13 protein-coding genes are annotated in these 16,940 nt (G+C 69.7%); 5 read left to right on the top strand and 8 right to left on the bottom strand.

The genetic code is table 11. The annotated features are described in order from the left end of the window. Positions 1–31: 31 nt before the first annotated feature. From AC0685_RS20970 to AC0685_RS20955, 4 genes are read right to left on the bottom strand one after another with little or no spacing between them, the layout of a single operon-like run. Entirely contained in the window at positions 32–559 is a 528-nt protein-coding gene (locus AC0685_RS20970; protein ID WP_478227082.1) for a DUF3592 domain-containing protein, read from the bottom strand. Between the two features lie 58 nt (positions 560–617). Then, entirely contained in the window at positions 618–3,659 is a 3,042-nt protein-coding gene (locus AC0685_RS20965; RefSeq protein WP_478227081.1) for a hypothetical protein, read from the bottom strand. Further along, positions 3,646–4,701, bottom strand: coding sequence for a hypothetical protein (locus AC0685_RS20960; protein ID WP_478227080.1), 1,056 nt, complete (start codon positions 4,699–4,701; stop codon positions 3,646–3,648). Before AC0685_RS20960 ends, AC0685_RS20965 begins: the two co-directional genes overlap by 14 nt. Then, on the bottom strand, positions 4,698–6,011 hold the full coding sequence (locus tag AC0685_RS20955; RefSeq protein ID WP_478227079.1) for a hypothetical protein: 1,314 nt from the start codon (positions 6,009–6,011) through the stop codon (positions 4,698–4,700). Before AC0685_RS20955 ends, AC0685_RS20960 begins: the two co-directional genes overlap by 4 nt. Positions 6,012–6,164: 153 nt before the next feature. On the opposite strand from AC0685_RS20955, the gene AC0685_RS20950 reads away from it, so the two are divergent. Further along, the gene (locus AC0685_RS20950; protein WP_478227078.1) at positions 6,165–9,149 is read left to right on the top strand and encodes a 3-keto-alpha-glucoside-1,2-lyase-like domain-containing protein; all 2,985 of its coding nucleotides are present in this window, start codon (positions 6,165–6,167) and stop codon (positions 9,147–9,149) included. 81 nt (positions 9,150–9,230) lie between these two features. Here AC0685_RS20950 and AC0685_RS20945 read toward each other — a convergent pair whose 3' ends face one another. The 3 genes from AC0685_RS20945 to AC0685_RS20935 all read right to left on the bottom strand — a co-directional run bounded on the left by AC0685_RS20945 (position 9,231) and on the right by AC0685_RS20935 (position 12,368). Then, positions 9,231–10,163: a carboxypeptidase regulatory-like domain-containing protein gene (locus tag AC0685_RS20945; protein WP_478227077.1), complete on the bottom strand. Its 933-nt coding sequence runs from the start codon at positions 10,161–10,163 to the stop codon at positions 9,231–9,233. Positions 10,164–10,249: 86 nt separating this feature from the next. Further along, positions 10,250–10,996, bottom strand: coding sequence for an EI24 domain-containing protein (locus tag AC0685_RS20940; RefSeq protein WP_478227076.1), 747 nt, complete (start codon positions 10,994–10,996; stop codon positions 10,250–10,252). Between the two features lie 28 nt (positions 10,997–11,024). Then, a complete protein-coding gene (locus tag AC0685_RS20935; RefSeq protein WP_478227075.1) occupies positions 11,025–12,368 on the bottom strand; it encodes an FAD-binding protein in 1,344 nt (447 codons plus the stop codon). An 81-nt stretch (positions 12,369–12,449) separates the two neighbouring features. On the opposite strand from AC0685_RS20935, the gene AC0685_RS20930 reads away from it, so the two are divergent. Continuing rightward, complete coding sequence (locus AC0685_RS20930; protein ID WP_478227074.1) at positions 12,450–13,622, top strand: MFS transporter; 1,173 nt, start codon at positions 12,450–12,452, stop codon at positions 13,620–13,622. Then, positions 13,619–14,056, top strand: coding sequence for a Dabb family protein (locus tag AC0685_RS20925; RefSeq protein ID WP_478227073.1), 438 nt, complete (start codon positions 13,619–13,621; stop codon positions 14,054–14,056). The genes AC0685_RS20930 and AC0685_RS20925 overlap by 4 nt, the downstream gene beginning before the upstream one ends. Here the strand turns inward: AC0685_RS20925 and AC0685_RS20920 are convergent. Continuing rightward, the gene (locus AC0685_RS20920) at positions 14,036–15,031 is read right to left on the bottom strand and encodes a hypothetical protein (RefSeq protein ID WP_478227072.1); all 996 of its coding nucleotides are present in this window, start codon (positions 15,029–15,031) and stop codon (positions 14,036–14,038) included. The two genes, AC0685_RS20925 and AC0685_RS20920, sit on opposite strands and share 21 nt — an antisense overlap. 157 nt (positions 15,032–15,188) lie before the next feature. On the opposite strand from AC0685_RS20920, the gene AC0685_RS20915 reads away from it, so the two are divergent. Further along, positions 15,189–15,761, top strand: a complete 573-nt coding sequence (locus tag AC0685_RS20915; protein WP_478227071.1) for a TetR/AcrR family transcriptional regulator — start codon at positions 15,189–15,191, stop codon at positions 15,759–15,761. A gap of 8 nt (positions 15,762–15,769) precedes the next feature. Then, positions 15,770–16,918, top strand: a complete 1,149-nt coding sequence (locus AC0685_RS20910) for an SGNH/GDSL hydrolase family protein (RefSeq protein ID WP_478227070.1) — start codon at positions 15,770–15,772, stop codon at positions 16,916–16,918. The last annotated feature ends 22 nt before the right edge of the window (positions 16,919–16,940 follow it).

Here is a 16,940-nt window from a genome sequence, read left to right as displayed (position 1 = left end):
TCCGGACCTCTCGCAGCTCCGCCTACCAGCGCTAAGAGATCGGCCCGAACACGGCGACCTTCGCCGGGTCGGCGGGGTCGACGCGGGCTTCGTGGCGGGTGCCCGGCGCGTACTGCTGGATCGTCGCCAGCGGCGCGATCAGCTGCGTCACCGTCCGGTAGGTGGTGCCGTCAGTGCGGGTGACTTCGAGCGTCGCGGTGTACTGCGCCTGCCCGGCGATCTTCCGGCCGGTCGGCTCCAGCTCGCGGACCACCAGGGTGGCGGGCTCGCAGGTGTCGTAGAGCCGCCGCAGTTCGGTGCCGTAGGCCTGAAGCTCCTGCTGCTGACGCAGTTGCTCGTCCATCGGCAGCGCCATGAACGCCGCCATGTCCGGGTCGGCGTTGAGGCTCCGGAACGCCTGCGCGGCCAGCTGCGGCGTCGGCAGCTGCGGGGTGATGTCGTGACCCTGCGCGGCGGCGGCCTGCCGGAACTGCTCCGCGTGACGCTGGAAGTCCTGCTCGCCCCGCGTCATGCCCTGCTGCGTCGCTTCGTTGATCTTGTCGCGGATCTTCTTGAACATCGGGTGCCGCCTTTCGCCGTGTCGTTCGTGCTGGACACAGCTTCGGGCGGCCGTCCCGCTACCGAACCCAGGTTTTCCCGTCGTCGGTCGCGTCGAGGCAGGTCAGCGGCGCCCAGAAGACCGGTGAGGCCGCCGGTTCCGGCTTTTCGCGCCAGCGGGCGAGCCGGGACCGCTGCCAGGCGCACAGTTCGGTGACCGGATCCTCCCCGGCGAGCGCGGTGTCGACGGCGATGACGAGCTCGGACATCGGGTCCGAACCGGGCACCGCGGCCGAAGTCGGCAACGCCCAGACCGTGGCGGCGACCAGCCCCGCTCCGGCCGCGACGGCGGCGAGCAGCACACCGAACGGTTCGGCCAGACCGAAATCGCTCGCGCTGGCGCAGCCGATCAGCGCCACCCGCGCGGGCATGGTGTCCATTTCGGACAGCGCGAGGTCGGCGGCGGTGAACGGCCGGTGCGTTCCGATCGGCGCGGCCGTGCCGGGAAGGTCGGCGGAACAGGACAGATGGAGCGCGGTCTGCGCGCCGTATTCGTCGCGGACGCGGCTGACGTGTCCGACGAACACCAACCGGGCACAGGGGCCGGACAGCAGTTCGGCGAGCAGACGGCGGTCTGTGTCGGTGCGGCGGACCAGATCGAGCCCACGGACGGCGGCGGGAAGGACCGGGCCGTCGGCGATCCGCTTGTCGAGATGACGGATCAGCGGCGACGCCGGTTCTTGCTTGCCGAGCACGGAACCCAGTTCGCCGAAGGCACTCTGGCCGGGGATACGCGGGTCGAGCAGGTAGACGGGCGGACCGTCGCCGGCGGGCGGACGGCGCGGGATCGCGGCCGGGGCGAGCAGCGAGACGTCGGCGACGTCGAGCACGCGCTCGTCACTGTCGAAACAGCTGCCGATCTCGTCGATCTCGAGCACGTGGTCGGCCCGCCTGTCGGGCAGGGCGAGCAGCCCCCACGGGACACCGGCGAGGCTCGGGGACGGCTGGATCCGCAGGAGCGGGCGGGTTCCGCCGTCGGCGGCGCGCCGGAGCCGCTCGACCAGGTCCGCGGGCAGGATGTTGAGAGCGAGGACGCGGGCCAGGCGTTGTTCGCCGTCGAAGCTGCCGAAAGCGTCTTCGCTCAGTGAGCGACGGACGGCGTCGGCCGCGCTCTCGCCTTCGCGTGGTGTGGGCGACGCGGCGTCCAAGAATTGGCGAGCGGTCCCGACCAGGGCGAATTCGATCGGATGGGTGTGGACGGTGTCGAGGTCCTCGGTGGTCCGCCAGGTAAGGAAGGTGTGGCCGGCGTCGGCGTAGCGCAGGAGGAACGTCTCGCGTCCGGGCTTCGCAGACGGCCAGGTCTCGACGGTTTCGGCGACCGTGCGGGGTAGCTGATACCGCTCGGCGGCGCGGCGGAGCCACGGGTCCAGCTCCATGGGCGACGAGGGCGACCAGCGCAGCGCGGGCGGCGGGGCGAGCCGCAGCGGAAGCGACGACGTCACGGAACCCAGTGCCGCCAACGGAAGCCCTTCGGCCACCGGGCCCACTTCGAGGGTGGGCAGCGCGCCGGTGAGGTCGAGCGAGCGCCCCTCCACACCCGTGTACGCCCCGACGGCGCAGGTGCGCTCGATCAGTTCCGCCGCCAGCCTCGGCTCCTGGAGCTGCGCCAGCAGCGCCATCACCATTTCCGTCGCCGGACCGGCGACGTCGCGGGCCCAGGCCGTGCGTGCCTGCGGCGAGGTGAACTCGAACCGGTACTCCGCCGCCGCGAGCGCAAGCGGAAGCAGCAGGTCCAGCACGGCCGGGAGGTCTTCGCCGTGCGCGAAGCCGATCGTCGCCGCCACGAAATCCGTGTGCAGGCGATCCGACCAGTCCCCCGACGTCCGCGCCGACTCCCGGGCGCGGGTCACGTGTTCACTCGCCTTCGTCCAGTCGCCTTCGGCCATCGCGCAGCGGGCCAATGCCACGTCGAGGCGCCGCAGACCCGGCACGTCGGCGTTGGCCGTCCAGATCTTTCCGGCGTGCTCGAACTGATCCCTGGCCTGCACGACGTCGCCTGTGTGCAGCAGCAGTGTGCCCAGCGCGTGGCTCGCCTCCGCGACATCGCCGTTCAGGCCCGCGGCCGCGAGTTCCTCGCGGGCGGCGACGATCGCGGCGACCGCTCCGGGGAGGTCGCCGCCGAAGGCCCGGTCGGCCGCCAGCTCGATGCTCGCCCTGGCGGCCAAGGGACAGCCTTCGTGCTGGGCACTCAGCCGCAGCAGATCCGCGCGCGCGTCGGCGTCTTCGCCACCCGCCTGGCGGACGCGGGCCCGCTCGGCTCGCGCCATCGCCTGCAGCGCCGCCACCTGCCCGCGGATCTCGTCGATCTCCGCGATGGCGTCCAACGCCGTCAGGATCTCCTCGATCGCGGCCCGCGCGCCCGCCATGTCCCCGGCGGCGATCTGGACACGCACGTCGAAGATCCGCAGTTCCAGCTCGTCCGCGCCGTACACGTCGAGCAACTCGGGCGGGTACTGCTCCGGCCCCTCTTCCTTGCGCGACGCCGCCCGGCGGCGTTGCCCGACGATCAGCTCCCGCGCCTTGGCGACGTCACCTTCCTCCGTGCACAGGGAGATGAGCACGCGCTCGGCTACCTCGCGGGAGCCTTCGATCATCCGGAGTTCGACGTACTGTCCGTAGTGGACGATGGCGGTGGTGCTGACCTTGAAGGCCTGGAGCACGGCGTCGGCGCACTGACGAGCGTTGCGAAGGTCTCCGGCGGAGTAGCAGACGGTGGCCAGATCGCTGACCGCGGCGAGGTCCAGATCCGTCCGGTCGAGCCGCTGCGCGATCTCCCGCATCTTGCCGTACGTCCGGTGCGCGCCGGCGACGTCCCGGGCGGCGGCGAGCCGCTTGGCCTTGTCCTGGAGCTTGACCGCGTCGACGAGCAGCTTCCGGTACTGGCGTTCAGACAGCGAGCACGCGGGCAGTTCGCCGTACGGCGCCGGATCGAGGCCGAAATGCCGTGCGACACAACGACAGTTGTAACCGTGCGAGGTCGCCGGCCCCAGTTCGGGCGGCAGCGGGCGGTCGGGTGAATTCCGGGGCGGTGGCATGCCGACGAGCACGTCAGAACTCCTCATCGGCGGAAGCGGCCGCCGCCCGTTCGGCGAGCGTCCTTGCCGCCGGAGGACGTGCCCGGACGAGCGCGACCACCTCGGCCCGGTCTTCCGCCGTGGTCCCGTCGACACCTTCTCCCGCGACGCCGACAACGACGGCGATCTGTCCACTATGGACACGAGCGGCGAGCCTGGTCGCGGTCTCGTCCAGCTCCGCCGTGCCGGAGAACCGCCCGGCACCCAGCTCCAGCGGCACCTCGGCGAACGGCTCGCCCGCATGACTCGCGAACGCGGTGATGGCCGCGTCGGCGAACGCGCCCGCGACGACGATTTCGAGCCTCGTGGCGGTCGCGGCGGCGACGATCCGCCAGGTCACCGCGTCCTCACCGGCGTCAAGGATCCCAGGTGGTACCCGCGCCCAGTCGACGCTCGCGCGTCCGCTCGCCAATACCCCTTCGCCGGGTGCGAGCGGATCGAGGCCCGCGGCCAGCGCGTACGCGCGTTGGCCGGGTGTCGCCGTTTCCCACCGTGCCGACATTTCCGCCGCCGTCTCGGCGCGTACGACGTCGTCCTCGTCGTCGAACCAGGCGGCGAGCCGGGTGCACAATCCGCGGACTTCTTCGGCGACCGGCGGGCCCGCCGCCAGGAGGGCGTCGTCCGCGATGGCCGCGTCGAACAGCTCGGCAGGGGAAGCTTCGAACCCGTCGAGAAGACCTTCGGCCAGGCCCTCGACGTCGGCCGTCGCGACCGCAGTCTCGAGATCCAGCAAGGCCGGATCCAGCGGGGGAATCCCGAGTGACGGACCGGCGGGCCACCAGCGACGCAGCCACAGCAGCAAAGCGAGCCTGCCGAGTTCCGGCTGGGCAGGAAGCTCGATGTGGCCCTGGCCGAGCGCGACGAGAGTCGCCTCCGCGCCCGCGAGCCGGGTCAGCCAGGGTTCCGCGGCCGCGGCGTCGGTGAGTTCGATGTGCATCGTGGAGGCCCGGCCCGCGAGAAGATCGACGAGAGCGAAGCGAATGAGGCCGCCATCGGCCGCGATGACGGGAGTATGCACCGGATGCGTCACGACACGGCCTCCAGCTCCGGCAGGCGGGCCGTGAGCGCGCGCCGCACCTTCGTCCGCAGATCCAGTGAGGTCGAACGGACCACGCCGGTGACCAGGTCGCGTACTTCGGCGGCGTCGGCGGGCTGGTCACCGCGGACGTCGAAGCCGTGCAGCCGGACCCACAGCCTGCCGAGGAAGTGCTTGGCGAACTCGTGAAGATCGCGCAGGAGTTCGGCGTCGGGTCGCGGAGTGAGCGGCGTGACGCCGGCCAGGGCTCGACGAGCGTGCAGGACGTACCCCTCCCGGGCGACTTGGGCATTGAGCCGCCGCGCGAATTCGGGAACGCCGGCGGGCGCCGCGCCGTCGAGTGGCCTCAGCGCGGGCGCGAGGACGACCCCGAGCGCGAAACACGCGGCCAGCGCGGGCAAGCCGAGCCCGAATCCGGCGGCGACCCTGGTGAGTTCGTCATCGACGAGCTCGGCGACGGGAGCCCGCTCATCCAGAGGCAGACGGCGCAGGGTCGCGCGCACCCGTCGCTCGACACTGCGTTCCAGGAGTTCGGGACCGGTTTCGTCGCTCCGGTTCAGCGGCGGGACGGTGGTGCGATCCCCGCGCTGCAGACCGAGATCCGGTGCGCGCAGCCCTGAAACCTCTTGAACGACTTCGCTCAGACCGCGGGCTCCGCCCGGCTGTCGCAGCATCAGGCCGAGAGCGTGCCCGGTGACCGAATCGGCGAGCGCTCGCCAAGCGGAGTCGGAAAGTTCGTCGACGAACGCGCCGAGTGCGGTGATGTCCTGCGGTACGGCGGATTCGGCTTGCCAGCGGCGCCGCAGTTCCGCGGTCAGCTCGGCCGAGTACCGCGGATCCGAGAGGTAGGAGGTGAGCTGATCGACGCCCACGGCGCCGCCCTCACCGTGCAGATCCCGCAACGCCGCCGCGGCCGTCTCCGCCGCGTCCGGCCCCGGCGAGCCGAAACCGGTCGCCAATTCGTACGCCAGCGGGAAACACACGTCCTGGACGTTGCCCGCGGTGATACGCAGGGCGCGGCGCTGTCGTTTGAGGTGGATGAACCACGAGGCCGTCGCGCGCAGCCTGTCGGCGTCGGCCAGCAGCACTTCCGTCAACTCGGCCGCCGTGGCCGGGTCCAGCACGGGACGGCCGAGCCGGGGCCGCGCGGCGGTGCGGATCACCAGCGGGTCGATGAGCTTCTTGATCGTCCGGGTCAGCGGACCGCCGTCGGCCGACGACAGGACCTCGACACCGTCGATGCGTTCCCATGCCTGAGTGAGAACGGCCGAACGCAGCCGGGGCCCGCCCGATTCCGTCGTCAATCGCCCTCCCTCCCGCAGGCCACGACTCTATCGGAGAGACCGTTCGGACTAACTTTCGTCCGTTCTGTACATACTTTCGTTGACTTCAACCGAAAGTCCTCTTAGGTTCAGCGTCGTCACAGAGGTGCTCCGCCGCCGACCCGAGGAGCAACGATGCTTCCGTCTGTCCGCAAGCGCTTCAACCGGACCATCGTCGCCTCGTTGGCGCTGGTCACGGCAGTGTCCGGGCTGGTGACAGCCCCGGCAGAAGCGGCCATCCCACCCCAGCAACCAGGTGTCACGCTCCGCACGTACGACCTGCAGCGCGAGCTCACCAAGCTCTGCGCGATCAAATCCGGCCAGACTCCCAACGTCGACAAGCTGATGCCGACGATCAACTGGACCACCACGGCCGACTTCGGGCTCAACGAGCAGTTCGTCTCCGAGGTCATCGGCAACATCAACATCGCCTCGGCCGGGCAGTACGAATTCCGGCTCACCAGCGATGACGGCTCCCGGCTCCGGATCGACGGCCAGACGGTGATCAACCACGACGGCCTGCACGGCGCGACTCCCGCGACCGGTTCGGTCCAGTTGAGCACCGGGTATCACGCACTGCGGATCGACCATTTCGACAACCTCCACGACCAGCAGGTCACCCTCGAATGGCGGCCACCGGGCGCGGCGGACTTCGCGCTCGTGCCGAATTCGGTGCTCAGCACCGACGCCGACGTCGTCCGGGTGACCTCGCCGGGGCGCAAGGAATGCGAGGGTGCCACGGATTCGCCCGGTGACGGCCTGCCACTGAACGGCGTCCACCCAGGTTTCACGCTGACGAACCTGCGTCCCGACGGTTTCCAGCCGCAGGTCACCGGCATGGACTGGCTGCCGGACGGACGGCTCGCCATCGCCACCTGGGGCGGTTCCGACAAGACCCTCGGCGAGGTCCACTTGCTGAGCAACGTCAGCGGGAACACCGACCCGAGCAAGGTCCGCACCCAGCGCGTCGCCAGCGGGCTGAAGGAACCGATGGGCGTCAAGTACGTCGACGGCAAGCTGTACGTGTCGGAGAAGACTCGGCTCGTCGAACTGAACGACACCACCGGCGACGGTGTGACCGACGACTACCGCACCGTGGCCACGTGGCCGTTCGGTGGCAACTTCCACGAGTTCGCGTTCGGCCTGCTGTACAAGGACGGCTTCTTCTACGCCAACCTTTCCGTGTCCATCAACTACGGCGGCGCCACCACCGACCCGCAGCCCGCGCCGAACCGCGGCACCACGATCAAGGTGAACAAGGCCACCGGCCAGGTCTCCTACATCGCCGGCGGGCTGCGCACCCCGCACGGTATCGGCTGGGGACCGGAAGGCGACGTCTTCGTCACGGACAACCAGGGCGGCTGGCTTCCGGCGAACAAGCTCGTCCGGGTCAAGCAGGACCGCTTCTTCAACCACTACACCAATCCCCCGGGCCCGTTCGACTCCAAGCCCGTCACCGCTCCCGTGTTGTGGTTGCCGCACAACGAGATCGCGAACTCGCCGAGCAACATGGTCATGCTCTCGCAGGGCCCGTTCGCCGGGCAGATGGTGTACGGCGACGTAACCTACGGCGGGCTTCAGCGAGCGTTCCTGGAGAAGGTCAACGGCGAGTACCAGGGAGCCGTTTTCCGTCTCACACAAGGACTCGAGTCGGGTGTCAGCCGGATCAGCCTCGGCCCCGACGGCGCGATCTACACCGGCGGGATCGACGGCGGCGGCAACTGGGGCCAGCCCGGCAAGCTCGCCTACGGCCTCCAGAAGGTGACGCCCAACGGCACGAACGCCTTCGACATCCGCGCCATGCGGGCCGTCGCGGGCGGATTCGAACTGGAGTACACCCAGCCGCTGTCGGTCGAAACCGCGCAAAACCTCGCGGCGAAGTACCAGGCTCAGCAGTGGCGCTACCAGCCCACCCCCGCGTACGGCGGACCGAAGATCGACGAGCAGACCCTGTCCGTCACGGCCGCGAGCCTCTCGGCCGACCGCAAGAAGGTCACGTTGCAGATGGCGGGCCTGAAGGCAGGGCACGTGGTCCACGTGCGTTCGCCGCGTCCGTTCGCGGCGGAGTCCGGTGCGGCGTTGTGGAGCACCGAGGCCTGGTACACGCTCAATTCTCTGGTCGGTGGCCCTCCGGCGAGTACGACCTACGAGGCCGAGCGGGCCGCGTTGAGCGGTGGCGCCGGGACGAACACGAACCACGCCGGCTACACGGGCACCGGATTCGTCGACGGCTACTGGAACCAGGGCGCCGCCACGACGTTCACCGTGAACGCGCCGAAGTCCGGTGCCTACAACGCGGCCTTGCGCTACTCGAACGGCCCGGATCCGGCGCCAGGGACCAAATCGGTGACCGTCTACGTCAACGGGACGAAGGTGAAACAGGTCAGGCTCGCCAGTACCGGTAACTGGGACACCTGGAACACACAGCCCGAGACGCTGAACCTGAAAGCCGGGGCGAACACGATCTCCTATCGCTACGACACGGGCGACGCGGGCAACGTCAATCTCGACAGTCTCACCCTGACCGAGTCGCGGCGTATCCAGCTGTTCAAGGGCACCGATCTGAACGCGTGGGAGAAACGCGCGGGCGGCGCGGCGACCTGGCCGGTCTCGGGCGGCGCGATGGAGTCGTACGGCGGGGACATCCGCACGAAACAGCAGTTCGGTGATTTCCGACTGCATGTCGAGTGGAACGAGCCGAACTATCCGCCGGAGGTCACCGGGCAGGCCAGGGGCAACAGCGGCGTCTACCTCCAGGAACGCTACGAACTGCAGGTGCTCGAATCCTTCGGGGACACCACGCTCGCCGACAACGAAGCGGGCGCGATCTACTCGAAGAAGGCACCCGACCGGAACATGGCGACGGCTCCCGGAACCTGGCAGACCTACGACGTCACCTTCCGTGCCGCGCGGTTCGACGGTGCCGGGAACAAGACCGACAACGCCCGGGTGACCGTGGTCTGGAACGGCGTCGTGGTCCACAACGACGTGGCGATCGACGGCGGGACGGGCGACAGCATCCCGGAGAGCGCGGCACCGGGCGCCATCCGGCTGCAGGACCACGGGGATCCCGGGGAGAACCCGCGGTTCCGCAACATCTGGATCGAGCCCATCGGCTGAGTGGTGCCGGTCCGGCGTGGTCCGTGAAGGCCTCCTTCCTTACCCTCACGGTAGGGAAGGAGGCCTTCACGAACTTGAGGCTCAGCGGCGGCAGGGACCGAGGTCCACACCGCCGGTGGTCTGCCCGGCGGTGACCGGAATCGGTGTGGCGGAGGCGAAATCGGCCGCGTCCCGGTACCAGCATTCGGCGTCGACGTAGTACTTGATCTTGACGTTCTGCGCGGCGAGGCCGTTGACGGTGTACTGCCCGTCCGAGTCCGGCGTGGCCCAGTCGAGGATGTCCCCGGTGCGCGCGCTGTAGCTGTAGACGTACCCGAGGGTGGGCTTGCCGTCCGCGCCGGCGCATTTGCGCAGCTGCGGCGGATGCCCTTGTTCGACTTGCGAGCACGCTCCCGCGATGGGCGCGCCGGTCTTCTCGTCCGTCGCGACCACCCGGAGGTTCCCGTACGGTGCGATCGCCTCGTCGACGACGGCGACTTGGTCATCGGCGACGACGAAGGTCTCCGCCTCCGGGAAGCTCGCCTTCTGCCGGATCCATTGCGAGCGATCGCCGTAGGTGATCACCATCGTGTAGGTGTCCGCCTTCACGTCGCCGAACGAGTACGTGCCGTCCGCTGCGGTGAGGACCGTCGACCACCACCGCTGGTTCTGGTCGGTGAAGCTCACCGACGCCCCCGCGGCGGGCTTTCCCTGGTCGGTGATCCGGCCGCGGACGGTGGCCGCGCCCTGCGGCAAGCCGAAATCCAGTGCGTGCGGCAGGCCAAGTACGTCCGCGGCGAGCGCGCTTCCCTTGTTGTGCGACCAAAGCTCGGCATATCCGGCGGCGGTCGCGCGTGCCTTGTAGCTTCCTTCAGGTCGAGATCGAACAGCGTCACGCACGCTCCGGCGATCGGCTCTCCGGAGTCCGCGGCTTTTGACCACCCCGGACACGATCCCTTCGGCGACGACGGCCGGACCGGTCGTCAGCAGGGCCGCGATCGGTATGGCGGTGGCCAGGAACAGTGCTCTCTTCATCGGAAGCTCCCCTCAGTGTCCGCCAACGATGGCGCCGAGGGGCTGCTGTGTCTGCGTCATCTGACACAGACACGGCCCGGGGAGGCTCAGGAGGCCTCCGCCGCGAGGACCTCACGGGCGACGAGCACACCGCCGACGAACCCCACCGGCATCACGATCAGCGCGGCGAACGGGATCAGGCACAGCAGCGACACAGGAAGCCCCAGCCCGAGGGCGAGCGCGCGGTGCCGGCGCAGCAGCGGCCGGCGCTGCTTCAAGCCCATCCCCCGCCGGTAGAACGGCACGGCGATCAGTTCCAGCGCCAGGAACCACGCCGTCACCAAGGCCAGCAGGACCGGCACGACCGTCTGCCCCACCACCGGGATGAAGCCCGCGATCAGCAGCGGGATCGTGAACAGCAGCGAGCGGAGCACGAGAGCGATGCCGTCTTTCAGGCCCAGCACCAGCAACCGCCACCCCGAGAGGTCCACCGCGCCGGGCACGCCACCGAGGTCGTCCTCGACCTTCTCCGCGATGTGTTCGTAGAACGGCCCGCCGACGGCGAGGGTGATCGCCGTGAACCCGATCATGGCGATGGCCAGCGCCACCCCGAACACCGCGACACCGGCCGCCACCCGGATCGTCGTCTGCCAGCCCGGCGACCAGTCGTCGGCGAACGGGGTGAGCAGCAGCGAGAGATCATCGATCCAGAAAGCCAGCGCGACGACACCGCCGATCAGCAACAGCGTGGTCAGCAACGCGGGCAGCGCGCCGATCAGCAGCAGTCTCGGCGACCGCAGAAGGATGCCCAGGCCTTGCCCGAACATCCGGAAACCCTTGAAGAAATCCCGCATCGGACATTTCTACCAGTGTCCGCGGACCTCAGGGCACCCGCAGGCACTGTCCGGGGTTGAGCAGATTCCCCGGCGCGTACCGGGCCTTGGCGTCGGCGAGTTTCGGCCAGGCGCCGCCGAAATGCGCGCGCCAGTCCTCTGTGGACATCGGCAGCGCGTTCGACGGATAGACCTTCCCGCCCAGCTCGCGTGCCTTCCGGTAGAGGTCCACATTGAGCTCCAGCAAGCGGGCGTTGTGCAGCGGATCGCGGGGCGAACCGACGCGCAGCGGCGAGAACAGCCAGGAGATCTCCCCCGGCGGCACGGTGAACAGCGGAGTCTTCAACCGGTCGTTCCGCACCGGGTAGAGCAGGACCAGTCCCGTGGCACCCAGTTCGGGTTCGCCGGTGGTGGCGAGGGTTTCGGCGACGAACCGCTCGACCGTGTCGTCCGTGAGGAAGACGTTCAGCCACGGATGCGGATGGAACCAGCTTCCTTCCGCCCGCAGGGCGGCCTCCCCGTCGGCCATCCGGTTCAGGAAGTCGAAATACCCCGTGTCCTCGTCTTCGGACTCGCCGAAACCGAGCGAGTCCAGCGACGCGTCCTCGTCCGGCCCGGCGGGCGGCGAGTAGTAGGCCACCGCCTCCAGCATGTACCGCCAGCCGTCGCCGACGGGGATCAGCTGGCCCTCCACGTAGTCGAAACGACCGTCACGGACAACCGCGCGCTGGTCCGCCAAGAACGCCGGGAGCGAGTCGTAGTAGAGCTTCCATCGCCGGGCCCGCGCCGGGGCCGGGGTCAGGCGCAGGGTCGCGCGGGTGATCACCGCGCATTGCCCCAGGCCGCCGAGGACCGCGTCGAACAGGTCCTCGCCGCTCTCGCGTGAGCAGGTGAGCACCTCTCCGGCGCCGGTGACGACCTCCAGTTCCACCACGCCGTCGGTCTGTGTGCCGTGGTGGTGGGTGGCGCCGCCGATCCCGCCGACCACCAGGGTGCCGGCGACGGTCAGCTCGAGATAGTCGGTGAGTACCGGAGGTGCCAGCCCGTGCGGCAAGGTCGCCTCCAGCACTTCCCGCCAGCGGGCGCCCGCGTCCACCGACACCAGATCACCGGTGACCACCCTGTGCGGCGGCAGCGAAGTCATGTCCAGCAGGATCCCGCCCTCGACCTGTCCCTGCCCGTACGGCGAATGCCCCGCTCCGCGGGCGGCGACCGGCAGGCCCCGCGCGGCGGCGAACCTGAGCACGATCGCCACGTCGGTCACCGAGGCGGGCCTCACGACCAGCCCGGGCCTGGTGTGGATCAGGTTGCCCCAGTCCCTCCCCGCCACGGACAGCGCGGCTTCTCCGGTGAGGATCGCTCCGGCGATGGCGGGCAGGATCTCGTCGGTCATGCTCGCACGCTACCGAGAACGGGCGGACATAGGCGATTTTCACCGACGCGAACCCCGCCGTCGCGCTGCGAGATTGGGGGCGTGACGAACACATTGGCGCCGACGCGGCGAGCCCGCGGCACCGTGCTGGCCGCGGCACCGCTGACCATCATGGCCGCGGCGATCATCGCGCCCAGCCTGCCCGCGATGCGGGAGGTCTTCTCCGGTACCCCCGGCTCCGGCCTTCTCGTGCGGTTGACGCTGACCGTGACCTCCCTCGCGATCGCGATCAGCGCGCCCCTGTCCGGGATCGTCGCCGACCGCGCCGGACGCCGCCCCCTGCTCTTGGCCGGCCTCGGGCTCTACGCGATCTCCGGGACGGCGGGATTCTTCGTGAACGACCTCTACCTGCTGCTGATCACCCGGGCGGGGCTCGGCTTGGCCGTCGGCGGGATCATGACCGCGGTCAGCACCCTGATCACCGACTGGTACTCCGGCGAGCGCCGTTCCTCGTTCCTCGCGTTGCAGCAGGCTTTCGCGAGTCTCGGCGGTGTCGTCTTCCTGCCGCTGGCGGGGGTGCTGGCCACAGTCAGCTGGCAAGCGCCGTTCTGGATCTATTCGGTCTCGGCGATCGTGGCGATCTTCGCGATCACATCCCTGCGCGAACCGGTCCGGAGCAGTCCCGCGGTCAGTGAGCGCGCGCGGACCCGGCTGCCCGCGCGCATCATCGGCGTCTACGTCCTCGCGTTGGTGGCGACACTGGTCTTCTACATGGCGCCGACTCAGTTGCCCTTCCTGCTGGAAGGGTTCGGCAGCGGCCCCGCCGTCGTCGGGGCCGTGGTCGCCGGGAGCACGTTGACCAGCGTCGCCGGTGCACTGGCGTTCCCCCGCCTGCGTGAGCGCCTGAGCCCCACGGCGATCACCACGGTGAGCGTCGCGCTCATGGGCGCGGGCTGGCTGGTGATCGGCACGGCGGGCACCGTCGCCCAGGTCGTGGCCGGACTGCTCGTCGGAGGGTTCGGCGTCGGTTTCGTCGTCCCGAACCTCAACCTGCGCCTGGCCGAGTTCGCCCATCCCGCGCACCGCGGCCGCGTGCTCAGCGGCCTGGTCGCCGCGATCTTCCTCGGGCAGTTCCTGTCCCCCATCGTCGTCCAGCCACTCGTCCAGGGCATCGGCATCGCCGGCGCGTTCACCTGGACCGGTGTCGCCCTGGGCGCCGGAGCGGCACTCGCCGCTCTCCTCCCGAACCGGAACAACGGAAAGGAAACACGATGATCTACCACGGCAACCGTTTCACCCTGCGCCCCGACGCCTCCCCGGAGCAGGTCGAAGAAGCTCTGGAAAGCCTCCGCAACCAAGGCCGGGTCATCCCGTCGGTGAAGTCCTTCGTCGTCGGCCGCGATTTCGGCGGTGACTACGAATGGGGCGCCGTCTTCGCGATCGAAGACCTCGACGGGTACTGGGAGTACCTCATGCACCCGGCGCACCGGAACACCGACCGGGTCGGGCTGCCGCTGGTCGACAGGTTCGCGTCCTTCGACATCACCGACGACCCGGATCCGGAGATGGGCGCGAAGATCGCCGAACTGCACCAGCGTCGCTACGACAACGACGCCGAGCTGACCGCGCTGATCTCCGATCTCGGCGAATACTCCGGCAGCGCCGCGCCGGGAAAGCACGGACCGGCTTCAGCCACCGTCCGCGAGTGAGCCGCTGCCGTCGGGGCCGGTCACGATCACCCGGGTGCTGACGGCGGTGCCGAACGGGACGGTCGTGACCTGCCACGTCTGCGGTTCCCCGACTTCGATGGTCGCCTTCGCCCGCCGCACCAGGGCAGGGACGCGGTCGACCTCCAGCGCGCGGAGGTCGAACCGCGGCACCTGGGCGCCCGTCGGCGCGAAGACCACGGTCAGCCGCCGGTCCTCGACGACAACGGTGATCACCTGCGAAACGTCCGCGGCCTGCGCCAATGAGTCGATCGCCCGGCGCAACTCCCCTTCGCCCAGCAGGGATCTGTCGACGTCGACGGTCGCGGATCCCGAGGAGGACGTGGTCACACTGGACTGGGTCTCTTCCGTCCGGGCAGGCGTTTCCGGCGCGAACAGCTCCGCGCCGAACAGGAACAGCACGAGCGCCGCGCCGAGCAGGAACCCGAGGACGGCGAGCGCGGCGAACCCGCAGCCCTCCGCCGGTTCCTGCACCAGGCTGGACTCCGGAGCGGATTCGATCGTGGCTTCGGCCGCGCGGCGTTCCCACGACGGCGGCGGCCGGTCCACGACCTCCGCCTTCCACGGCCGGTCCGGCGGGTACCGGACGACGAGGACGTCGCCCGTCCGGTAGTTCGGGATGTCGACCAGGTTGATGCCGTGGGTGATCTTCACCCGGAACGTGGCCAGGCCGTCGGGGGCGACGGTGAGGGCGAGGTCGACCGGGATGTCCCCCGTCTCGGTGCCCCCGGCACGAAGGCTTTCGATCTTGGCGAGCGCGACCACCGGAACGATCTTCGCCTCACGGGCGCGTCGCGGCGCCCCGGCGAGGTAGAGCAGGATCCCGTAGACGATCGGCAGTCCGACGCCCGTGATGATCAGCGGAACGTACTCGATGACGACGCCGGCGATGAAGGCGCACAAGGTCGTCCCGCTGATGATCCCGGTCAGGAACCCGCGGACGAGGGTGAGCGGCATGGACACTCCAGAGTTCGGTTCGCGGGCAGCCGGTCGCCGAGGGCGGGATGGCGCCTCGGCCGGTCCACCCTTTGCCGAGCCCGGCGCTACCGAACCCAGGTTTCGTCTCCTAATCCTATTAGGCAAATCCCAAATGGACTATGCTAGAGTGACAGCCATGGCGCGAGCGGGATTGACGACGGAACGGGTGATCCGGGCGGGCGCGGAGCTGGCCGACGAGATCGGTTTCGAGCACGTGACCCCGACCGAGCTCGCGAAACGGTGCGGCGTCAAGACGGCGAGCCTGTATTCGCACGTACGGAACGCCCACGAACTGAAGACCGAGATCGCCCTGCTGGCCTTGGCCGAACTCGCCGATCTCGCCGTTACCGCGGTGGCGGGACTGGCGGGCAAGGAGGCGCTGGTCGCGTTGGCGAACGTCCACCGCGACTACGCCCTCGAACACCCGGGCCGGTTCACCGCCGCGAGGTTCCGGCTCGCACCGGACAAGGCAGCCACCAGCGCCGGCGTCCGCCACGCCGAATTGACGCGGGCGATCCTGCGCGGCTACGACCTCGCCGAACCGCATCGGACGCACGCGGTCCGGTTGCTGGGCAGTGTGTTCAGCGGTTTCGTCGGCCTGGAGGCCGCCGGAGGTTTCAGCCACAGCACCCCCGGCCCGCAGGAGAGCTGGACCGAGATCCTCGACGCGCTCGACGTCCTGCTGCGCGCCTGGCCCCGAACGAAATGAACGGAAGAATGCTCACCACCCCGATCACCGCCGGCCTCGTCCGCGGCGCGCTCGACCTCGAATCCACCGAGCGCGGCGTGCTCCCCCACCGGCTGCCCGCGCGGGCGCGGCAGCAGATCCCCGACGGCCAGCTGACCATGGCGGAGTCGCAACCGTCCGGCGTGCGGCTGGTCTTCCGCACCACGGCGTCCCTCGTCGAACTCGACGTCCTGGCCACCAAACGGGTCTTCACCGGCACACCGCCCCGGCCCGACGGCGTCTACGAACTGTTCGTCGACGGCAGGCTCTCGAGGCAGGCGAGCGTGGCCGACGGCGACACGATCAGCGTCGACCTGGCCACCGGTGCCGCGCGGCACGAGCCCGGCCCCGTGCGAACCCTGCGGTTCGACGACCTGCCCGGTCACGAGAAGACCGTCGAAATCTGGCTGCCGCACAACGAAACGACCCGGCTGGTCGCCCTGCGCACCGACTCGTCCGTCCACAGTGTACAGTCGAGCGGTCGCCGGACCTGGCTGCACCACGGCAGTTCCATCAGTCACGGTTCCAACGCGACGACCCCGACCGGGACGTGGCCCGCCACGGCCGCGGCCCTCGCCGGGGTGGACCTGGTCAACCTGGGCTTCAGCGGCAGCGCGCTGCTCGACCCGTTCACCGCCCGCGCGATGCGGGACACGGCCGCCGACATCATCAGCGTCAAGATCGGCATCAACGTCGTCAACGCCGACCTGATGCGGTTGCGCGCGTTCGGCCCGGCGGTGCACGGTTTCCTTGACACCATCAGGGAAGGCCATCCCACCACGCCGTTGCTGGTCGTCTCGCCGATCCACTGCCCGATCCACGAACACACGCCGGGGCCAGGCGAGTTCGACCCGGACGCCCTGCGTGAGGGGAAAGTGCGGTTCAGGGCCGCCGGCGATCCCGCGGAGACCGCATCGGGAAAGCTGACGCTCACCGTGATCCGCGAAGAACTCGCCCGTATCGTCAAGGAACGGAGCGCGGCCGATCCGAACCTGCGGTACCTCGACGGCCTCGAACTGTACGGCGAGGCGGACCACGCCGAGCTGCCGCTGCCCGACGCCCTCCACCCGGATGCGGCCACGCACCGGCTCATCGGGGAGCGCTTCGCCCGCCTGGCCTTCAACGCCGCACTCACGTGAGATCCGTTCCTGATCACGCGAG

The organism is Amycolatopsis sp. NPDC043889 (genome assembly GCF_056435645.1).
This window is presented reverse-complemented; position numbering and strand designations above follow the sequence as displayed.